The 14,607-nt window shown below is 72.7% G+C and carries 9 protein-coding genes; 4 read left to right on the top strand and 5 right to left on the bottom strand.

Going from position 1 to position 14,607, the window contains the following annotated elements; translation table 11 throughout:
* Positions 1-131 precede the first annotated feature (131 nt).
* The 3 genes from WMF12_RS19255 to WMF12_RS19245 all read left to right on the top strand — a co-directional run bounded on the left by WMF12_RS19255 (position 132) and on the right by WMF12_RS19245 (position 3,212).
* A complete protein-coding gene (locus WMF12_RS19255; protein WP_437873018.1) occupies positions 132-1,496 on the top strand; it encodes a hypothetical protein in 1,365 nt (454 codons plus the stop codon).
* Positions 1,497-1,638: 142 nt separating this feature from the next.
* Positions 1,639-2,910 carry a hypothetical protein gene (locus tag WMF12_RS19250; RefSeq protein ID WP_437873017.1) on the top strand — a complete coding sequence of 424 codons (1,272 nt, stop codon included), beginning with the start codon at positions 1,639-1,641 and terminating at the stop codon, positions 2,908-2,910.
* A 53-nt stretch (positions 2,911-2,963) separates the two neighbouring features.
* Entirely contained in the window at positions 2,964-3,212 is a 249-nt protein-coding gene (locus WMF12_RS19245; protein ID WP_437747103.1) for a hypothetical protein, read from the top strand.
* Between the two features lie 17 nt (positions 3,213-3,229).
* On the opposite strand, the gene WMF12_RS19240 is transcribed toward WMF12_RS19245, so the two are convergent.
* From WMF12_RS19240 to WMF12_RS19220, 5 genes are all read right to left on the bottom strand, one after another.
* On the bottom strand, positions 3,230-4,912 hold the full coding sequence (locus tag WMF12_RS19240) for a hypothetical protein (RefSeq protein WP_437873016.1): 1,683 nt from the start codon (positions 4,910-4,912) through the stop codon (positions 3,230-3,232).
* 240 nt (positions 4,913-5,152) lie between these two features.
* Complete coding sequence (locus tag WMF12_RS19235; RefSeq protein ID WP_437873015.1) at positions 5,153-9,277, bottom strand: hypothetical protein; 4,125 nt, start codon at positions 9,275-9,277, stop codon at positions 5,153-5,155.
* A gap of 105 nt (positions 9,278-9,382) precedes the next feature.
* Positions 9,383-10,405: a hypothetical protein gene (locus WMF12_RS19230; RefSeq protein ID WP_437873014.1), complete on the bottom strand. Its 1,023-nt coding sequence runs from the start codon at positions 10,403-10,405 to the stop codon at positions 9,383-9,385.
* Between the two features lie 159 nt (positions 10,406-10,564).
* Positions 10,565-12,133 carry a methyltransferase domain-containing protein gene (locus WMF12_RS19225; protein WP_437873013.1) on the bottom strand — a complete coding sequence of 523 codons (1,569 nt, stop codon included), beginning with the start codon at positions 12,131-12,133 and terminating at the stop codon, positions 10,565-10,567.
* A 6-nt stretch (positions 12,134-12,139) separates the two neighbouring features.
* A complete protein-coding gene (locus tag WMF12_RS19220) occupies positions 12,140-12,790 on the bottom strand; it encodes a transaldolase family protein (RefSeq protein WP_437747098.1) in 651 nt (216 codons plus the stop codon).
* Between the two features lie 268 nt (positions 12,791-13,058).
* Between WMF12_RS19220 and WMF12_RS19215 the strand changes: the two genes are divergently transcribed.
* The gene (locus WMF12_RS19215) at positions 13,059-14,603 is read left to right on the top strand and encodes an ATP-binding protein (RefSeq protein ID WP_437873012.1); all 1,545 of its coding nucleotides are present in this window, start codon (positions 13,059-13,061) and stop codon (positions 14,601-14,603) included.
* Positions 14,604-14,607 lie beyond the last annotated feature (4 nt).

Here is a 14,607-nt window from a genome sequence, read left to right as displayed (position 1 = left end):
GCGGACGCCGGGGCAGGCGGCATCGCATGACCATCGCTTGAGCGAACGACGTGCCACGAAGCCGCGACGCGCGGCGCGGGCGCGCTCCGGGGCATGGATGCCGTTCGGACGGCTGCTGCTAGGGTACCGCCGTGGCGGAACGGACCCCGGGGCGTGGCTTGAACAACACGACGGAGGTCCAGCGCGTGGGCCGTGGCACCGCGGTCGTCCCGCTCGTTCGCGCCGCATCCAGGCGGGCGCTCGTCACCGCGGCCGTCGTCGCGGCGCTCCTGCACCTGCCCCTGCTCCCGACCCCGCTGTTCGCGTGGCTCGACGCGATGTTCGCGCTCCGGGGCGAGCTGGCCGACTACGACGCCGGCGAGACGATCGTGCCGATCGATCTCGATCTCCTCGCGGACGACCCCAGCGCGGTCGCGGCGGCGCCCTCCGCGAGCGGCGGCGAGGGGGCGCCTTCCGGGGCGGGCGCCGCAGCGCCGGCGACGCCGTCGCCCGCGACGCCGCCCGCCGCGTCGGCGAGCGCCTCGCCGGAGGCGCCGGACGCGGGCGCGCCCGAACGGCCGCGCCGGAAGCCGCCGGGCGACGCAGGCCCGGACGCGTCTGGCGATGGGGGCACGGAGAACGACGGCGACCACCCGAACCTGCGGACCCCGCTGAGCGCGGCGGGCGCGCCGGGCAAGCTCGCGTCGAAGGACCCGAACGTCCAGGTGCTCATCGCCGGCGACCGGCTCCGCAACCACGAGCTCGGCGCGTGGTTCGGCCGGATCCTGACGACCATCCCCCAGTGGCAGTCCTTCTTCAGCGACACCGCCGTCGACCCGATCCGGGACATCGACCACCTCCTCATCGCCGGGCCGCAGCTCCGCGACTCCAGCAAGGTCGTCGCCGTCATGGACTACCGGGCGCCCGAGGAGACCATGCGCGCGGCCGTCGATGTCATCGTGCAGCGGTCGAACGGCTCGTGGATCGAAGACGCCCCCGTCCCCGCCGCCCGGGCCACCGCCGACCGCAGCAAGCGCATCTTCGCGATGGTCCCGGACCGGCGGCTGCTCGTGGTCCTTCCCGCTGCTGAAGAAGATCAGCTGTCCAAGTTGAAGTCTATGAAAGGATTCAACAAATCTTCAGCAGCGGGCATCGTCATCTCGATGCTCACGCCCGCGAACGCGTTCCGCGGGGTCCAGGCGGTCCCGCGCAGCCTCGCCTGGATGCGCCTCACCGTCACGCCGACCAAGGACGGGGGCGCGGACCTCGCCCTCACGGCAGGCGATGAATCCGCTGAAGATGCGCTGGTTCACGCGCAGGAGCTCACGAAGACCTTGAACGCGATCCGGACCATCGACCTGGGGATCACGAGGATCGATGTGGTGGATGAGATCGCCTTCAACACCGACGGGAAGGTCATCTGGTCGAAGCTCCACGTCACGAACCGGCAGCTCAAGCTGATCATGGGCTTCGTGGAGAAGGCGCTCTTGGAGCAGGGCGGCGCGCGGAAGCCGTAGCGCGCGGGGCGAGAGCGGCCGCGCCGGGGCGAAGGCGGTCGCGCCGGGGCCAGGGGGGCCGTGCCGGGGCGGAGCGCGGCCCGGGCCGCGCGGAACACTAGCCAAAGCGGCGGCGTTCAGTTAATCCGACCAGCCCGCGCCGATGACGCCCGAACACTCTCCGTACGCCGTGCTCGATGAGCTTGCCGGACACCCCCGCGGCGACGACCTCGCGCGGGTCGTCCACACCGCGGCCTTTGCCGCCGCGGACGAGCGGCGGACGACCCTGGAGGGCGGCCTCGCGGAGCTCGTCGACCGGGCGGGCCTGTCGGTCGCCGACGCGGAGACCCGGTTCGGCAACGTGGTCCGGGCGCTCGAGCGCGGCACGAGCGAGGGCGCGGGGAGCGCGACCCGTGTGCTCCTGGCCACGCTGCTCGCGCGCGGGGTCGCGCTCTCGCCGCCCGACGGGCCGGAGGCGGAGGGCCGCGTCGCCGAGGCGCTCGTCTGGCTGGCGACGTACACCTCCGTCGACGCGCTGACCGCGCTGGACGCCGCGCTGGGCGACCGCGCCGCGGGCCTCTGGCGGTCGATCGCCGCGCTGGTCCGGCGCGCTGACCAGGGCGCGCTGCCGCAGCTCGGCCGGGCGGGCGCGATCATCGCCGCGGCGGCGCTGCGGGGGAGCGCCTCGCCCGACGCGCGCGCCGAGGCCGCGGCGCTGGTGGACGACGTGCGCGATCCGATCGTGCGCTCGCTGCTGCGCGACGCGCTGTCGCCCGGCAGGCGGCCGAGCCGCGCGCCGAGCGCCAGCGGGGCCGCGCAGGAGGGCGCCGGAGCGATCGGGGACGAGAGATGGGCGCCGGAGCGCGACGGCGGGGTGACGGCGCGGCTCGCGGGCGAGCTGTCACCGCCGCCGCGCGGGCCGGTGGCGCTCGTGCTGCTGGCGGCGACGGGGATCCTGCTCGTGATGCACGTCCTCCGGCTCGCCGGGCGGTTCCTTCTGCGGTACCGCCGGCCCGCCGCGCTGGAGGTCGGCCCGAAGGGCGTGACCGTCCGGAGCCGGACCGAGCTGTTCGGCCGGACGCTGAAGGAGCGGGAGACGTACATCCCGGTCGAGGCGCTCCTCCGGGCGACGCGCGAGGTGCGCTACCCGCGGCTCGCCCTCTACGCGGGGCTCGTCGCGCTGGGGCTGGGGACGTACCTGGGCGTGTCGCTGCTCGTCGACGGCGCGCGCGCGGGCTCCCCGGAGCTGCTCGGCATGGGCGCGCTCGTCTTCGCCTTCGGCGCGGCGCTCGACTTCGGGCTGTCGCACCTGGAGACGGCGACGCGCGGCCGCTGCCGCGTGGTGCTCGTCCCACGGAAGGGCCCTGGGGTCGCGCTCGCGGGGATCGAGCGCGACGCTGCGGACCTCGCGCTGGGCAAGCTGCCGCGCGCCTGAAACTTGGCCGGGTCGCGCCGCCTCCGCTAGGCCGATCGGGCGAGGTGATGGCGATGCGCTCGAAGACCGAAGCGATGGCGGGGCTCAGGCGGATGCTGCACGACATGCTGACCGCGCGGGAGGGCGGGGAGAGCGCTCCCCGCCTGGCGCGGGTGAAGGGCTGCGTCGACGGCGCGATGCGCGCGCTGCTCGACAGCGGGCAGGCGACCCGGCAAGAGCTCCTCGATCTCGTGGCCGCGGAGCGCGCGCGCGTGAGCGGCCCGGCGACGGCGGAGATCGGCGCGATGTCGCTGAGCGCCTGACGGCGCGGCGGCGCCGATCACGGCTGCGGGCAGCTCTGGTTCGTGGCGAAATCCCAGCAGGCGCCGCTCACCCCGGCCGCGCCGTCGCTTCCGGGGGAGCCGCCGAGACCGGCGGAACCGCCGTTGCCAGCCGTGCCTCCAGTGAACGGCACCTCGGTGGCCGTGGGGCTCGGCGTGACCTGGTAGGCGATGCCCACCGCGTGGCCGCCTCGGCCGCCGCCGCCAGGGCCGCCATCGCCGCCCGCACCGCCCTTGCCACCCATGCAACCCGCGAGCGAGCCAGCGCCGGAGACGCGACTCCCCCCTTTGCCCCCCATGCCGCCCTCGCCGCCGGGGCTTCCACCTCCGCCCTCACCTCCATGGCCCGCCTTGCCGACGGCGATGGTCACATCGGTCAGCGCCAGCTTGGTCCCCAGGCTGAGGATCCCGATGCTCGACCCGCCGGCCTTGCCACCGCCGCCTCCCGTTCCACCGCAGCCGCCGGCCCCGCCGCCGCCGCCGCTGGCGCCCGCGCCGTCGATGTAGCTACCCCCGCTGGACATGCAGAAACGTCCTGCTTTCGCGCCTCCTCCTCCTCCTCCGCCTTGACCGCGCGTCCCGCCGACGCCTGCGCCGCCGTCACCTCCGGTGATGCTGGCCAGCGTCAGCGTGGTGCCGTTGCCAGCTGTGCCAGCGCCGCCAGAGGCGCCCCTCGCGCCGCTCGCGCCGTCCCTGCACTCCACCGTCTCTCCCGTCTCTCCCGTCTGCCCGTGTCCGATGCCGCCGATGCCGGATGCGGGCGGGGAGGCCGCACCAGGCGTGCCGTCGCTGCCGGTCTGCCCGCGCCCTTCATCTACAGCGGGCTGTCCACCCAGGCCGCCGGCGCCGCCGCTCGTCTCGCCATCGGCGCACGTCGTTACGCCGGGCTGGCCGCTGTAGACCGCCACGAGGCACGCGCTCGAGACGTCCTCCAGCGCGTCCGCGCCATCCTGCACGACCTCCGGCGTCTCGCCGCTCGCGCCGTTCACCCCGTTCCCTGCGATCACGTCGACCTGCTCGAGCTGCGCGTCGATGTCCGCGACCGCCACGCCGATCGACGATCCGCCCGGAGCCGTCGCGTTGGCCGCGCTGATCGTGAAGCTCCGCACCCGTGTCCCGCCCGCGTCCTCCGTCAGCGTGAGCGCCACCTTGTTCCCGGGCCCGCCGATGGCGCTCCGCGCCGCCGGGCTCCACGTCCAGCCCGCGCCGCAGTCGAAGCCGCCGATCACCTCGACGGCCGCCCTGACCGTGACGCTCTCCTCGAATACTCCGCTCGAGCACGCCAGCACCCGCTTGCCGTTCGCGTTCGCGAGCGCCTCCGAGAGCGACGCGTACGGCCTGGCCTTCGTCCCATCTCCTCCGGACGCCGCGCCCGCGCTCGCGAACACCGCGCACCGGTCCACCACCGTGCTCGCATCCTGGGTCGGGTCCGGCTCGCACGTGGGGCCAGGGCCTTCGCCGCCGCCCGTCGTTTCGGGGGGGCAGTACCTCGAGTCTTCCTTGCAATCCTCGGCGTAGGACAGCGGCCAGCACCCGGCGAGGTGCAGCGCCGCGACGGCCGACGCGGCGGGAAACAGCCACAGCGAGAACGGGACGCCGATCCGCCGCCGCGCGGCGCGCCGCGCGGGCGCGCCGGCCTGGTCCTGCGCTCCACCGGACGGCGCAGGGGATGCGTTGCTCACCGCGTTGCTGCTCGTTCGTTCCGTCGCTCTCATCGTCCCAAGCCTTTCCTGTGACGCTTCGCTCTGCCTGCAGATCCTCGCAGAAGACGCACCCGCGCCCTGGCCGCGCCGACCCAGGAGCATACCCAGTCGGCGGATCGCCTGCTCAACGGCGATCCGTCGGCCGAGTGCTCCAGGGGGACGCCGCACGCGGTGATCCCGTCGTCTCGCGGCCCAGGCGCTCGCGCTCCAGCGCGCGCTTCAGGGGGTGACGAGCGCCACGTCTCCCTTCGTGGTCTGTCCGCCGACGCGCCACCAGTTCGCGATGAGCAGCCGCCCGTCCACCTCCACGATGCGCGAGAAGGCGCCCGCGAACCCCTCCTGCTCGATCTCCTGGATGAGCCAGCTGTGGCCGTCGCCGCTCTTCGTCCCGATCGCGAGCCGCAGGGTCCCGCTCGTCGCGTCCTGGTAGCTGATGCGCACCTCCCCGGCCGCCGTCACGAACACGTTCGCGTCGTCGCCGATGAGGTGCTGCCCGTCCTCGAAGGGGACGCCCTCGATCCCGAGCCCGTCGTCCGCCACCTCGGAGGGCTCGACCTCCGTGCCTCCCTTCACCCGAGCGTACCGCAGCCCCTCCGAGCGGCCGTCCGCGTAGGCGAGGTGCCAGTCGCCGGCGTGATCGATGAACAGCGACGTCCCCATGCCCACGTCGCCCGTGTCCGTCCCGTCCGGCGCCGCGCCGTCCACGATGCGGGTCTCCCACGCGCCCATCGATCTCGACGCGATCACCACGTCGCCGTGGATGCGATCGTAGAACGCCAGGCCGAACCCGCCGGCATTGTCGGGCGCCATCGCGATGTAGTCGCCGATCGCCTCGGGGTACGTCTCGATCCGGTTGCCGTCGGAGGTCGCTGCGCACGCCGGCGAGCCGCCGTCGTCGATGCACGCCTGCCCGGAGGCGCACCCCGGCTCGCAGTCGCCGGCCGCGAGCGGCGTCGCGCAGCGCCCCGTGCTCCGGATGCACTTCGCCCCGGCGCCGCAGAGGAAGGCGCGGCACGGCGTCGCCTCGTCCTTCGCCACGTCCTCGAACCGCCACGCGCCCTCCCCGGGCGTGGCGCTCTCGCCGGTCGCGATCCGGACGCTCGACGTGACCGCGCCGCCCTCGCCCGGCTCCATCGCGAGGTAGGCGATGACGGGCGACCCCTTCACGAAGAGCAGCTTCGCGTAACGGCCGATGTCGCTGCTCGGCGCCTGCTGCACGAAGCTCACCGCCCACGTGTCGCCCTGCCGCTGCGCGAACTTGAGCGCGCGGTTCGTGCGGTCGTAGTAGGCCACCGCCGGCTCGCCGTCCGGCCCCACCGCGATCGACGTCCAGAGGCCGACGTCGTCGCCAGGGTCGGTCTGGCCCCCGCGGAACCCGCTCACGTCGAACCGGGCCGGGTCGACCGGGGGCTCCGCGGGCACGCCGTCGATCGCCTCCCACGCGACCGCCTCGCCGTCCCACGTGCCGACCACGAGGTCGCCCCACGCGAACGCGTTCCGCCAGTCGGCCTCCGCGTAGCCGGCGACCCAGACCGTGCGCTTGTCGGCGGCGACCGCGACCGAGGTGTACGCGCCGATGAGCCCGTGCTCCAGCGTCATGCAGTCGGGCGCGACGCACCCCGGCTCCACCTCCTCCGGCTCTTCGCTGCACGAACATCCGGCGTGCGAGCCGAGGAGCGCCATGACGGCGACCCCGGCCAGCGCGCCCTTCACGCCCCGCGCACCGCGCTGCGCGGGGCGCCGAGCCGACGGGCCCCGGTCGCCGCGCCGCGCGAGCCGCAAGGCCGCCGCCGCGACGGCGAGGCCGAGCCAGAGGACGCCCGACGGCGTCTCGCCGGCGCCGCCAGCCATGACGCAGCCGCATCCCGCCGACGGGTCGACGGGGACCCGGCCGCGGAGGATCGCCTGCCGCGCCGTGCCGAGGTTCCCCTCCTCGTCCACGGCCTCGACCTCGATGTCGACGGCGTCACCGACGTCCACCGACGTCGTCTCCGCCGCCGTCGACCACGGGGACCACGCGCCGTCGTCGAGCCGCACGCGCACCTTAGCGCGCGCGGCGTCCGAGACCCGATCGCGCACCTCGAGCGGCGCCCGGCCGTCCACCGCGGCGCCGACGGCGATGACCGGCGGATCGACGTCGACCACCATCTCGACGGTCGCCGGCGTGGGATCCAGCGACAGGGGAGCGCCCGCGATCCGCGATCGCACCGAGATCACGTGACGCCCCGGGAGCCGCAGCCACTCGTCGCGCAGCTCGACGATGCGCTCATGCGTGAACGGGCGCCACACGCCGCTGTCGATGCGGTACGAGTACTCGACGGCCCGCGTGCCGTCGTCGAGCGGCGAGCTCATGACGAGCCGCGCCGTCGGCCCGTTGTCGCGGGTCATCGTGGGCAGGCGGAGCCCCTCGGCGCGCACCTCCTTGCGGCTCAGCTCGGCCTGGGTGTCGCTGCTCGGCGAGCGCTGCTGCGCCGTCGTTCCGAACGCCGCGAAGATGCCGAGGTAGTTGTCCTGCCCCTTCGTGAGCTTCCGCAGGCCGGGGGAGCCCGCGCCCTCGGCCGACTCCGGGATCACCAGCGAGAGCCCGAGCGCGGAGAGCGGCCCGTCGAGATCGATCGCCGGGATGCCGCCGCCGATCAGCTGCCCGAGCTGACCGCTGAGGAGGCCGCCCAGCGCCTCCGCGATGTTGTCGGGGTTCTCCCGGAGCAGTCCGTTGTTCGTCACCTCGCCGTTCTCGACCCTGAGCGCCTCGATCACCGGCGTGAGCCCCTCGGGGGTGACCGAGAGGTTCATGGGCACATCCACGTCGAACGTCGCCGTCATGAACCGGATGAACCTGTCGAGCGACCAGACGTAGAAATCGAAGCTCGCCCGGTCCAGCTGGACGCGGATGAGCGGGTCGTCGCTTCCGTTCGTGCCATTGCCAAAGGTGAGCCGAGGCGGCGCCTGCGGGCGGATGACGACCGCGACTTGCTGCGACTCTCGCTGCAGCGCGAGATCCTTTGCGGAGGGGGCCAGCAGCCCCAGCGTGCCAGAGTTGAGAAGAGGCACGGTCTCCGTGGAGATCCCGAGACAGAGCAGGCCGCTGTTGTAGAGACCGTTCATGGCATAATTCGCGAAGCGCTCGGAGATCGCGAGACCGACGTGGGGGCCTGGAAGGTCCGCTGGCCAGTCGGAGACGGTGTTGGCGACGAGCTCATCGGGAATCGGGATGCCCGCCGGGAGCGCCATGTTCGACAGCGGCACACATTTCGATGTCGGCACCGGCTCGGCGCCGCCGTAGAGGCCAAGGGTGAGCCCGTTGCCGACCGGGTTGAGGTCGCCCCACGCGAGATCGGAGCCGTCGTCCCGCTCGCTCGTGCCGCCGCCGGCGAGCAGGAGGTCGAACCCGCCCTGCGTGCCCGGGGAGATGCTCGCGAGCAGCCGGCCGAGATCGATGTGGCCCTCGACGCCGAGCAGGATCGAGGCGCACTCGTCGTTCGCGTGCGTGCCGTAGCGGCAGACGCCGCCGATGTCGTTCGTGCCGTCGGGGCAGGCCGGGTCCTGCGTCGGATCCGCCTTCAGACAGAGCTGCTGGTCGAGCTGGGCCTTCAGCGTGTCAGCGAGCGAGCCGGTCAGGAGGGGGAGGACGATTGGGCTCAAGAAATCGAGGATGTCGCCGGCGACGGAGTCGCCGCAGTCGAGCTGCAGCCTCGACTCGAGCTGATCCTCGTCGATGCCGAGCCGGACGATCTTGACGCGGGAGTAGCCCTGCCGCGAGTGCTGCGGATTCACGTCGATCTCGACCGAGAGCTCGACGTCGAGGTTGATGTTCGTGAAGGTCTGGTCGTCGGGCGGGCACGCGTCGTTGCCGTTGAGGGTGGCGATGACCGTGCTGTCCGTGACGAGGAAGTCGATCAGGATCGGGAGGTTCTGCAGGCGCACCGGCAGAGACCCCCGGATTCGCAGGTTGTGCGGGGTCCGCGGTTCGAGATGAAGCGCCGCGCTCCCCACGTCGATCTCCGCTGCGCACCTCGGCGGGCTCGCGTTCGGGTCGGCTCCACCAGGACAGACCGTGTAGTCGACCAGCGCGGACCCGGAGGACCGGGGGATCGGGAAGGTGATGATTCCACCGTCCCCACCCCCGAGGAGCGCGCGCCCGAGGACACCCAGGTTCTGCTCGAGGAACTCGACGCCCGACTGCGTGAGCCGCGCCGCGCCGGCGTTCTCGATGCGGTCCGCGGGCTTGAAGCCGGCGGGGAGGGGGGTCATTCCACAGCCGGCGCACCCGCCTCCCGAAGCGGCACATCCGGCGATGACGAGGAGAACAAGGATGGCGGAGAAATGCTTGATGACGCGGGGCATAAGGAACCCTCCGGGGGAGCACGACCCGCAGCGCCGCGCCCGCTGGGCGCGGGCTTCAGGACGCCACGACAGATCGTACGCTCCCCGGAGAGCCGCCCGCAAGCGCTACTGGGGACAGAGACCGGTAATCTTGACGGCGCTCGCGGCATACTCGCCGCCGAGCGCATAGGCGTCGGCGCACTCGTCCGTCGCGGCCGAGTTCGTCGCGCTGCACCAGTCGCCCTTCAGCACGATCTCGCCGTTCTCGTCGCGCTTGCACGTATTGGGCGTCTCACCGGTGCCGTACTCTCCAATATCGCCCGAGAGCACGACACAGAGGCTCTGCTCGATCCCGGGGATGATCACCCGGTCGACCTCCTCCAGCGTGATGAACGCGGTGAGCTTGCCGCCGTTGATGAACGCAGGGGGATCGCCGTCCGGGCCGGGGAGGCAGGCCTCGATCGGGTTGAGCCCCTCGCGGTTGTACCGTCCGATGCAGTTGTTGTCCGCCGACACCTTCGCGTCGGTGAGCTGCACCTGGTGCATGGGCAGGACGATCGGCTCGGCGGCCGCGTCTCCCGCGCCCGTGTCCAGGAAGATCGGGACGTTCAGGATGTCGGACGCGCCGCTCCACGCGCCGTCGGTCAGGGGGGCGTCGAGCTCCTTCGGCGCGATCTCGAACTCGCCTGCAGACATGTTGGCGAAGCAGTAGCCCGCGAGCGGGTCGCTGGTGGGCATCGCGCCGCCGGTGCGCAGCTTGCCGGTCGCCGTGTCGAACTCGAGCAACCAGGAAAAGGTCCCGGTGCCATTCAAGTTGCACACGGGCAGATTCATCGTCAGGCCCTCGGCGACGAGGCGGGCGATATAGCCGACCGCGAGTACGTCGGGCTTCGTGATCGTCAGCTGCGCCATCCGCAGACCGAACTTCGTCGCGCCCTGATTGTCGTGGACGGCAATGCACTCGGAAGCGACAGCCGTGCAGACCGGGTTCGTCGGCGAGCAGTCGCCTGGAGCCCCGCCGCCGGTCCCTCCCGCTGAGCTCGAGCTCGAGCTCGTCTCGCCGGCGTCGTCGCCCCCGCACCCCGCTCCCGCCGCCGCGCCCATCAGCGCGGACACACCTAATACGCAAAAACCCTTCAGAAACCGCATCTCTTGCCTCCTCTGGTGTCGCAAGGTGCGGAGTATAAGCGGCGGCAATGCGATGACCACGCGGTCGAGGTGACGCCGCGCCGCGTCGCTAACGCCACATTCACGTCACACGCCGATGAGCCCGGCGCGCTTCGTTCGCGTCGCCGCGCGGCGTGACGCCTAGCGGCGCTCGTAGCGGTCGCCGAGCCGGGCGCCGACGGGGAGCGCGCGCAGCAGGCGAATCATGGTCCACACCGTGCCGGCCAGCTTGCGCAGCTTCGAGGTGCCGACGCGCTCGTTGTACTCGATGGGCAGCTCCACCACGCGATAGCCGCACTTCGCAGGGAATAGCAGCGTGTCGATGGGCAACGCGTCGCCCTCACCGTCGAAATCGAACGCGCGAATCACCGAGCAGCGGTAGGCGCGCATTCCGCTGTGGACGTCAGATGTCGGGATGCCATGCATCGCGTGTGTCATGGCGGCAAAGGCGCGGTTGGCGATGTAGTTCGGGACCGGCATGGCCGCCGGCCTCGTGCGGGTGCGCGCGCAGTTCACCACGTCGGCGCCCTCCTCCTCGATGAGGCGCCTGAGCACGGGGATGTTCTCGGCCGGATAGGTGAAGTCGCAATCGAGGTAGATGAGCAGATCGCTCCGGGCGGCGGCGCTGTACATGAGGAGCTCCATGGCCGGCCCGTGGCCGCGGGGCGGCACCTGCCGGAGCACGCGCGCCCCGAGGCCGGCCGCGATCTCGGGGGTCCTGTCCCGCGTGGAGCTGTCGACGCAGAGGATCTCCGCGTCGGGCGCCGCCTTCCTGATCTCGCCGATCATGGCGCCGACGCTCTCCTCTTCATCCATGGTCAGCATGCCGACGGTGAGCCGCATCCGGCGCGGGCGCGGCGGCTTCCTGGCGACGATCACGTGCTGGAACGCGAGGAGGCCGGGCGCGCGGTCGGCGACCACGTCCTCCAGCGGGCGGACGAGCGCGTGATACGCCTTGTAGGGGAGCGAGCTGGCGAGATCGCCGGGGTCGTCTCCTGCGCCGAGGCCGCGGAGGATGAGCCCCTTGGCGGCCCGGACGAGCATCGGGTTCTGCTCGACGCGGAGCACCTCGAGCCCGGCGCGCTCGATGAGCCGGACCGCCGACGCGCGGGTGAAGAAGCGAAGGTGCGTGTCGTCCAGGATGCCGCTCGGCTCGTAGTCGAACCGGCCGGCGAGCAGGCCGAGGCGCACCGGCCAGGCCGCGACGTTGGGGAGCGAGATGATGACGTGGCCGTCCTCCTCGAGGTGGTGCAGGAAGCGGCAGAGCACGGCGAGCGGGTCGGTCGTGTGCTCGAGGACGTCGGCGAACAGGAGCAGGTCGAAGCGCCGGTCGCCGAGCGCCTCGCGCACGGCGGCGTCGCTCGTGATGTCGGCGGCGAGGACCTCGTCGAGCGCCGCGCCGGCGCGCGCGAGCGAGCCGGGCGCGATATCGATCCCGGTCACGCGCGCGCCCGTGCGCTTGACGGCGGCGCCGTTGAGCCCGATCCCGCAGCCGACGTCGAGCACCGTCCGCGGCCGGCCGGCGACGGCGACGAGGGCCCGGTTCACCTCTTCGACCGCGTACTTGCGCCCGGCGAAGGCCTCCGGCGCGGCGCGGGGCGGCGAGCGTCGACCCGGGGCGTCCCCGTTACCGAGAGGGCGCGGCCCGCGGTCTTCGCGGCCCTCCCCGTCTTCCCCGTCTCCTCGCGCGTGGCCGGGCTCGGCGTTCACGCGCGGCTACTTAGCACGCTTCTCCCAGGCGGCGTTGAATTCGCGGATCGTCTCCTCGGTCTTCGGGTTGTGGAGCATCTTCCGCAAGATGGCGGGAGGCACGGTCACGATGTGCGCGCCGGCGTCGAGCGCCTCGTTCACGTCCATGAGGTGGCGGATCGAGCCGACGATGATCTCGGCGCCCAGCCGCTCGCGCTCGAGCCTCGCGCGCGTGCGCTCGATGACCGGGGTCGCGGCGTAGCCCATGTCGCGGATTCGCCCGCTGAAGATCGAGACGTACGCGCCGCCGGCGAGCGCCGCGAGGTACGCCTGGTTGAAGCTCATCACGCACGTGACGTTGGTGCGCACGCCGCGCTTCGCGAGGGCGTGCGTCACCTTGAGGCCGACGTCGCTGAACGGCACCTTGACGCAGATCCGCTCGGGCGCCCACGCGTGATAGCCGCGGGCCTCGTCGAGCATCGCCGCCTCGTCCTCGCTCGTCAGCTCGACCGACACGGGCCCCGCCGACGCCGCGAGCACCTCGCGGATGCGCCGCTCGAGATCGACGCAGCCCGCGTCGCGCGCGAGGATGAGCGGGTTCGTGGTCACGCCGGCGAGCACGCCCCAGGAGAAGAGCTCCTTGATCTCGGCCGGGTTCGAGCTGTCGAGGAAGAACATGGAGCGCTCCAGCGGGCTCGCTCGAGCCCCGGCGCGGTCTAGGCCAGTTCGATGCAATAGAGAAGGGGGATAGCGAAGGGGAGAAGGGGAGAAGTGGAGAAGTGGAGAACGAGACACCGTCCACGCTGCGCGGCTCGCCGCGCCGCCCTGCAGTGACGTTCGCGGTGCGGCCGGTGTGAACGACGTTGCAAAGACGGAGAGTCCGCGCTTCAGTTCTGGTTGTCGGAGATGTCCCTCCGACGGAACGTTTCTCCACGGCCATGCGTCGATGAGCAGCGGACGATCGTCGAGGGATCCGGTGGCGCACAGCCCGCTGCTCGCGGCTTGCTCGCCGGCGGGGCTCTACGTCGCCGCGCCCGACGGCCGCCTCGTCGACTGCAACGAGGTGCTCGCCCGGCTGCTCGGCTATGGCTCGCGGGAGGAGGCGCTCGCGGCGGGCGATCTCCACCTCGGCGGGGGCGCGGCGGGCGCGACGCCGCCGCCGGCCGGCGCGGTCGAGGGCTTCCTCACCCGCCGCGATGGATCGGCGGTCCGGGTGATGAGGACCGAGACCATCGCGGAAGCGCGCGGCGAGCGGCTCGTGGTCGGGGCCATCGTCGATCTCTCCTCCGCGCGCTGCACCGACGATCGCCGGCGCGAGCTCTCGGAAGGGCTCGGCCAGGCGCAGAAAATGGAAGCGGTGGGGCGGCTCGCGGGCGGGATCGCCCACGACTACAACAACCTGCTCGCGATCATCCTGAACTACACGAGCCTGGTGATAGAGGAGCTCGACGAGCAGAGCCCGGTGCAGAAGGATCTCGCCGAGATCAAGCGCGCCGCGCAGCGGGCCGCGTCGCTGACGCGGCAACTGCTCACGGTGAGCCGGCGGGGGCTCGCGCAGCCGGTCGTGCTGGATCTGCGGGACGTCGTGCGCGGCATGGACGGCGCGCTCCGCGCCGCCGTCGGCGACAGCATCGATCTCGCGATCGCGCTCGGTCCGTCGGCCTGCCGGGTGCTGGCGGACGCGGGGCAGCTCGAGCAGGTGGTGATGAACCTCGCGCTGAACGCGCGCGACGCGATGCAAGGCGGCGGCCGGCTGTCGATCGAGGCGCGCGCGGTCCGCGTCGGCGCTGCGGGGAGCCTGCGCGACGCGCACCCGGCGGTCCCGCCCGGCCGGTACGCGCGCCTCGTCGTGAGCGACACCGGCAGCGGGATGTGCGACGACGTGCGGACGCGCGCCTTCGAGCCGTTCTTCACGACGAAGCCGAGGGGGAAGGGGACCGGCCTCGGGCTCGCCACCGTGTACGGGATCGTCAAGCAGTGGCACGGCCACATCGAGCTCGCCTCCCGGCCCGGGCAGGGCACGCGCGTCGAGATCTACCTGCCGCTCTCCGCGCGCGGGGCGTCCTCGCGGCGAGCGCGCGCGGGACATCCGCGCCGCGCCGCGCCGCGCCCGGGCGAGGGCGGGACGGTGCTCGTCACCGACGACGAGGACGCGGTGGTCACGCTCGCGAGCCGGATCCTGGGGCAGAACGGCTACACGACGCTGACGGCGCGCGGGCCGCGCGAGGCGCTGCGCGTCTGCGAGGCGCAGCGCGGGCGCGTCGACCTCCTGCTCACCGACGTGCTGATGCCCGAGATGTCCGGCGGCGAGCTCGCCGCTCGCCTCGTGAAGCTCAGGCCGGACATGAAGGTGCTCTTCATGTCCGGCTACACGGGCGACGCCCTCGACGGCCCGTTTGCCGTCCGGCCAGGCGCCGCGGTGCTGGGGAAGCCCTTCACGGCCGAGTCGCTCCTCCGCGCCGTCCGCAGGGCGATCGAGGGGGCCGCGTAGGCGG

It is taken from the genome of Sorangium sp. So ce363 (genome assembly GCF_051520435.1).
GTDB classification, from domain to species: Bacteria; Myxococcota_A; Polyangia; order Polyangiales; family Polyangiaceae; genus Sorangium; species Sorangium cellulosum_B.
This window is presented reverse-complemented; position numbering and strand designations above follow the sequence as displayed.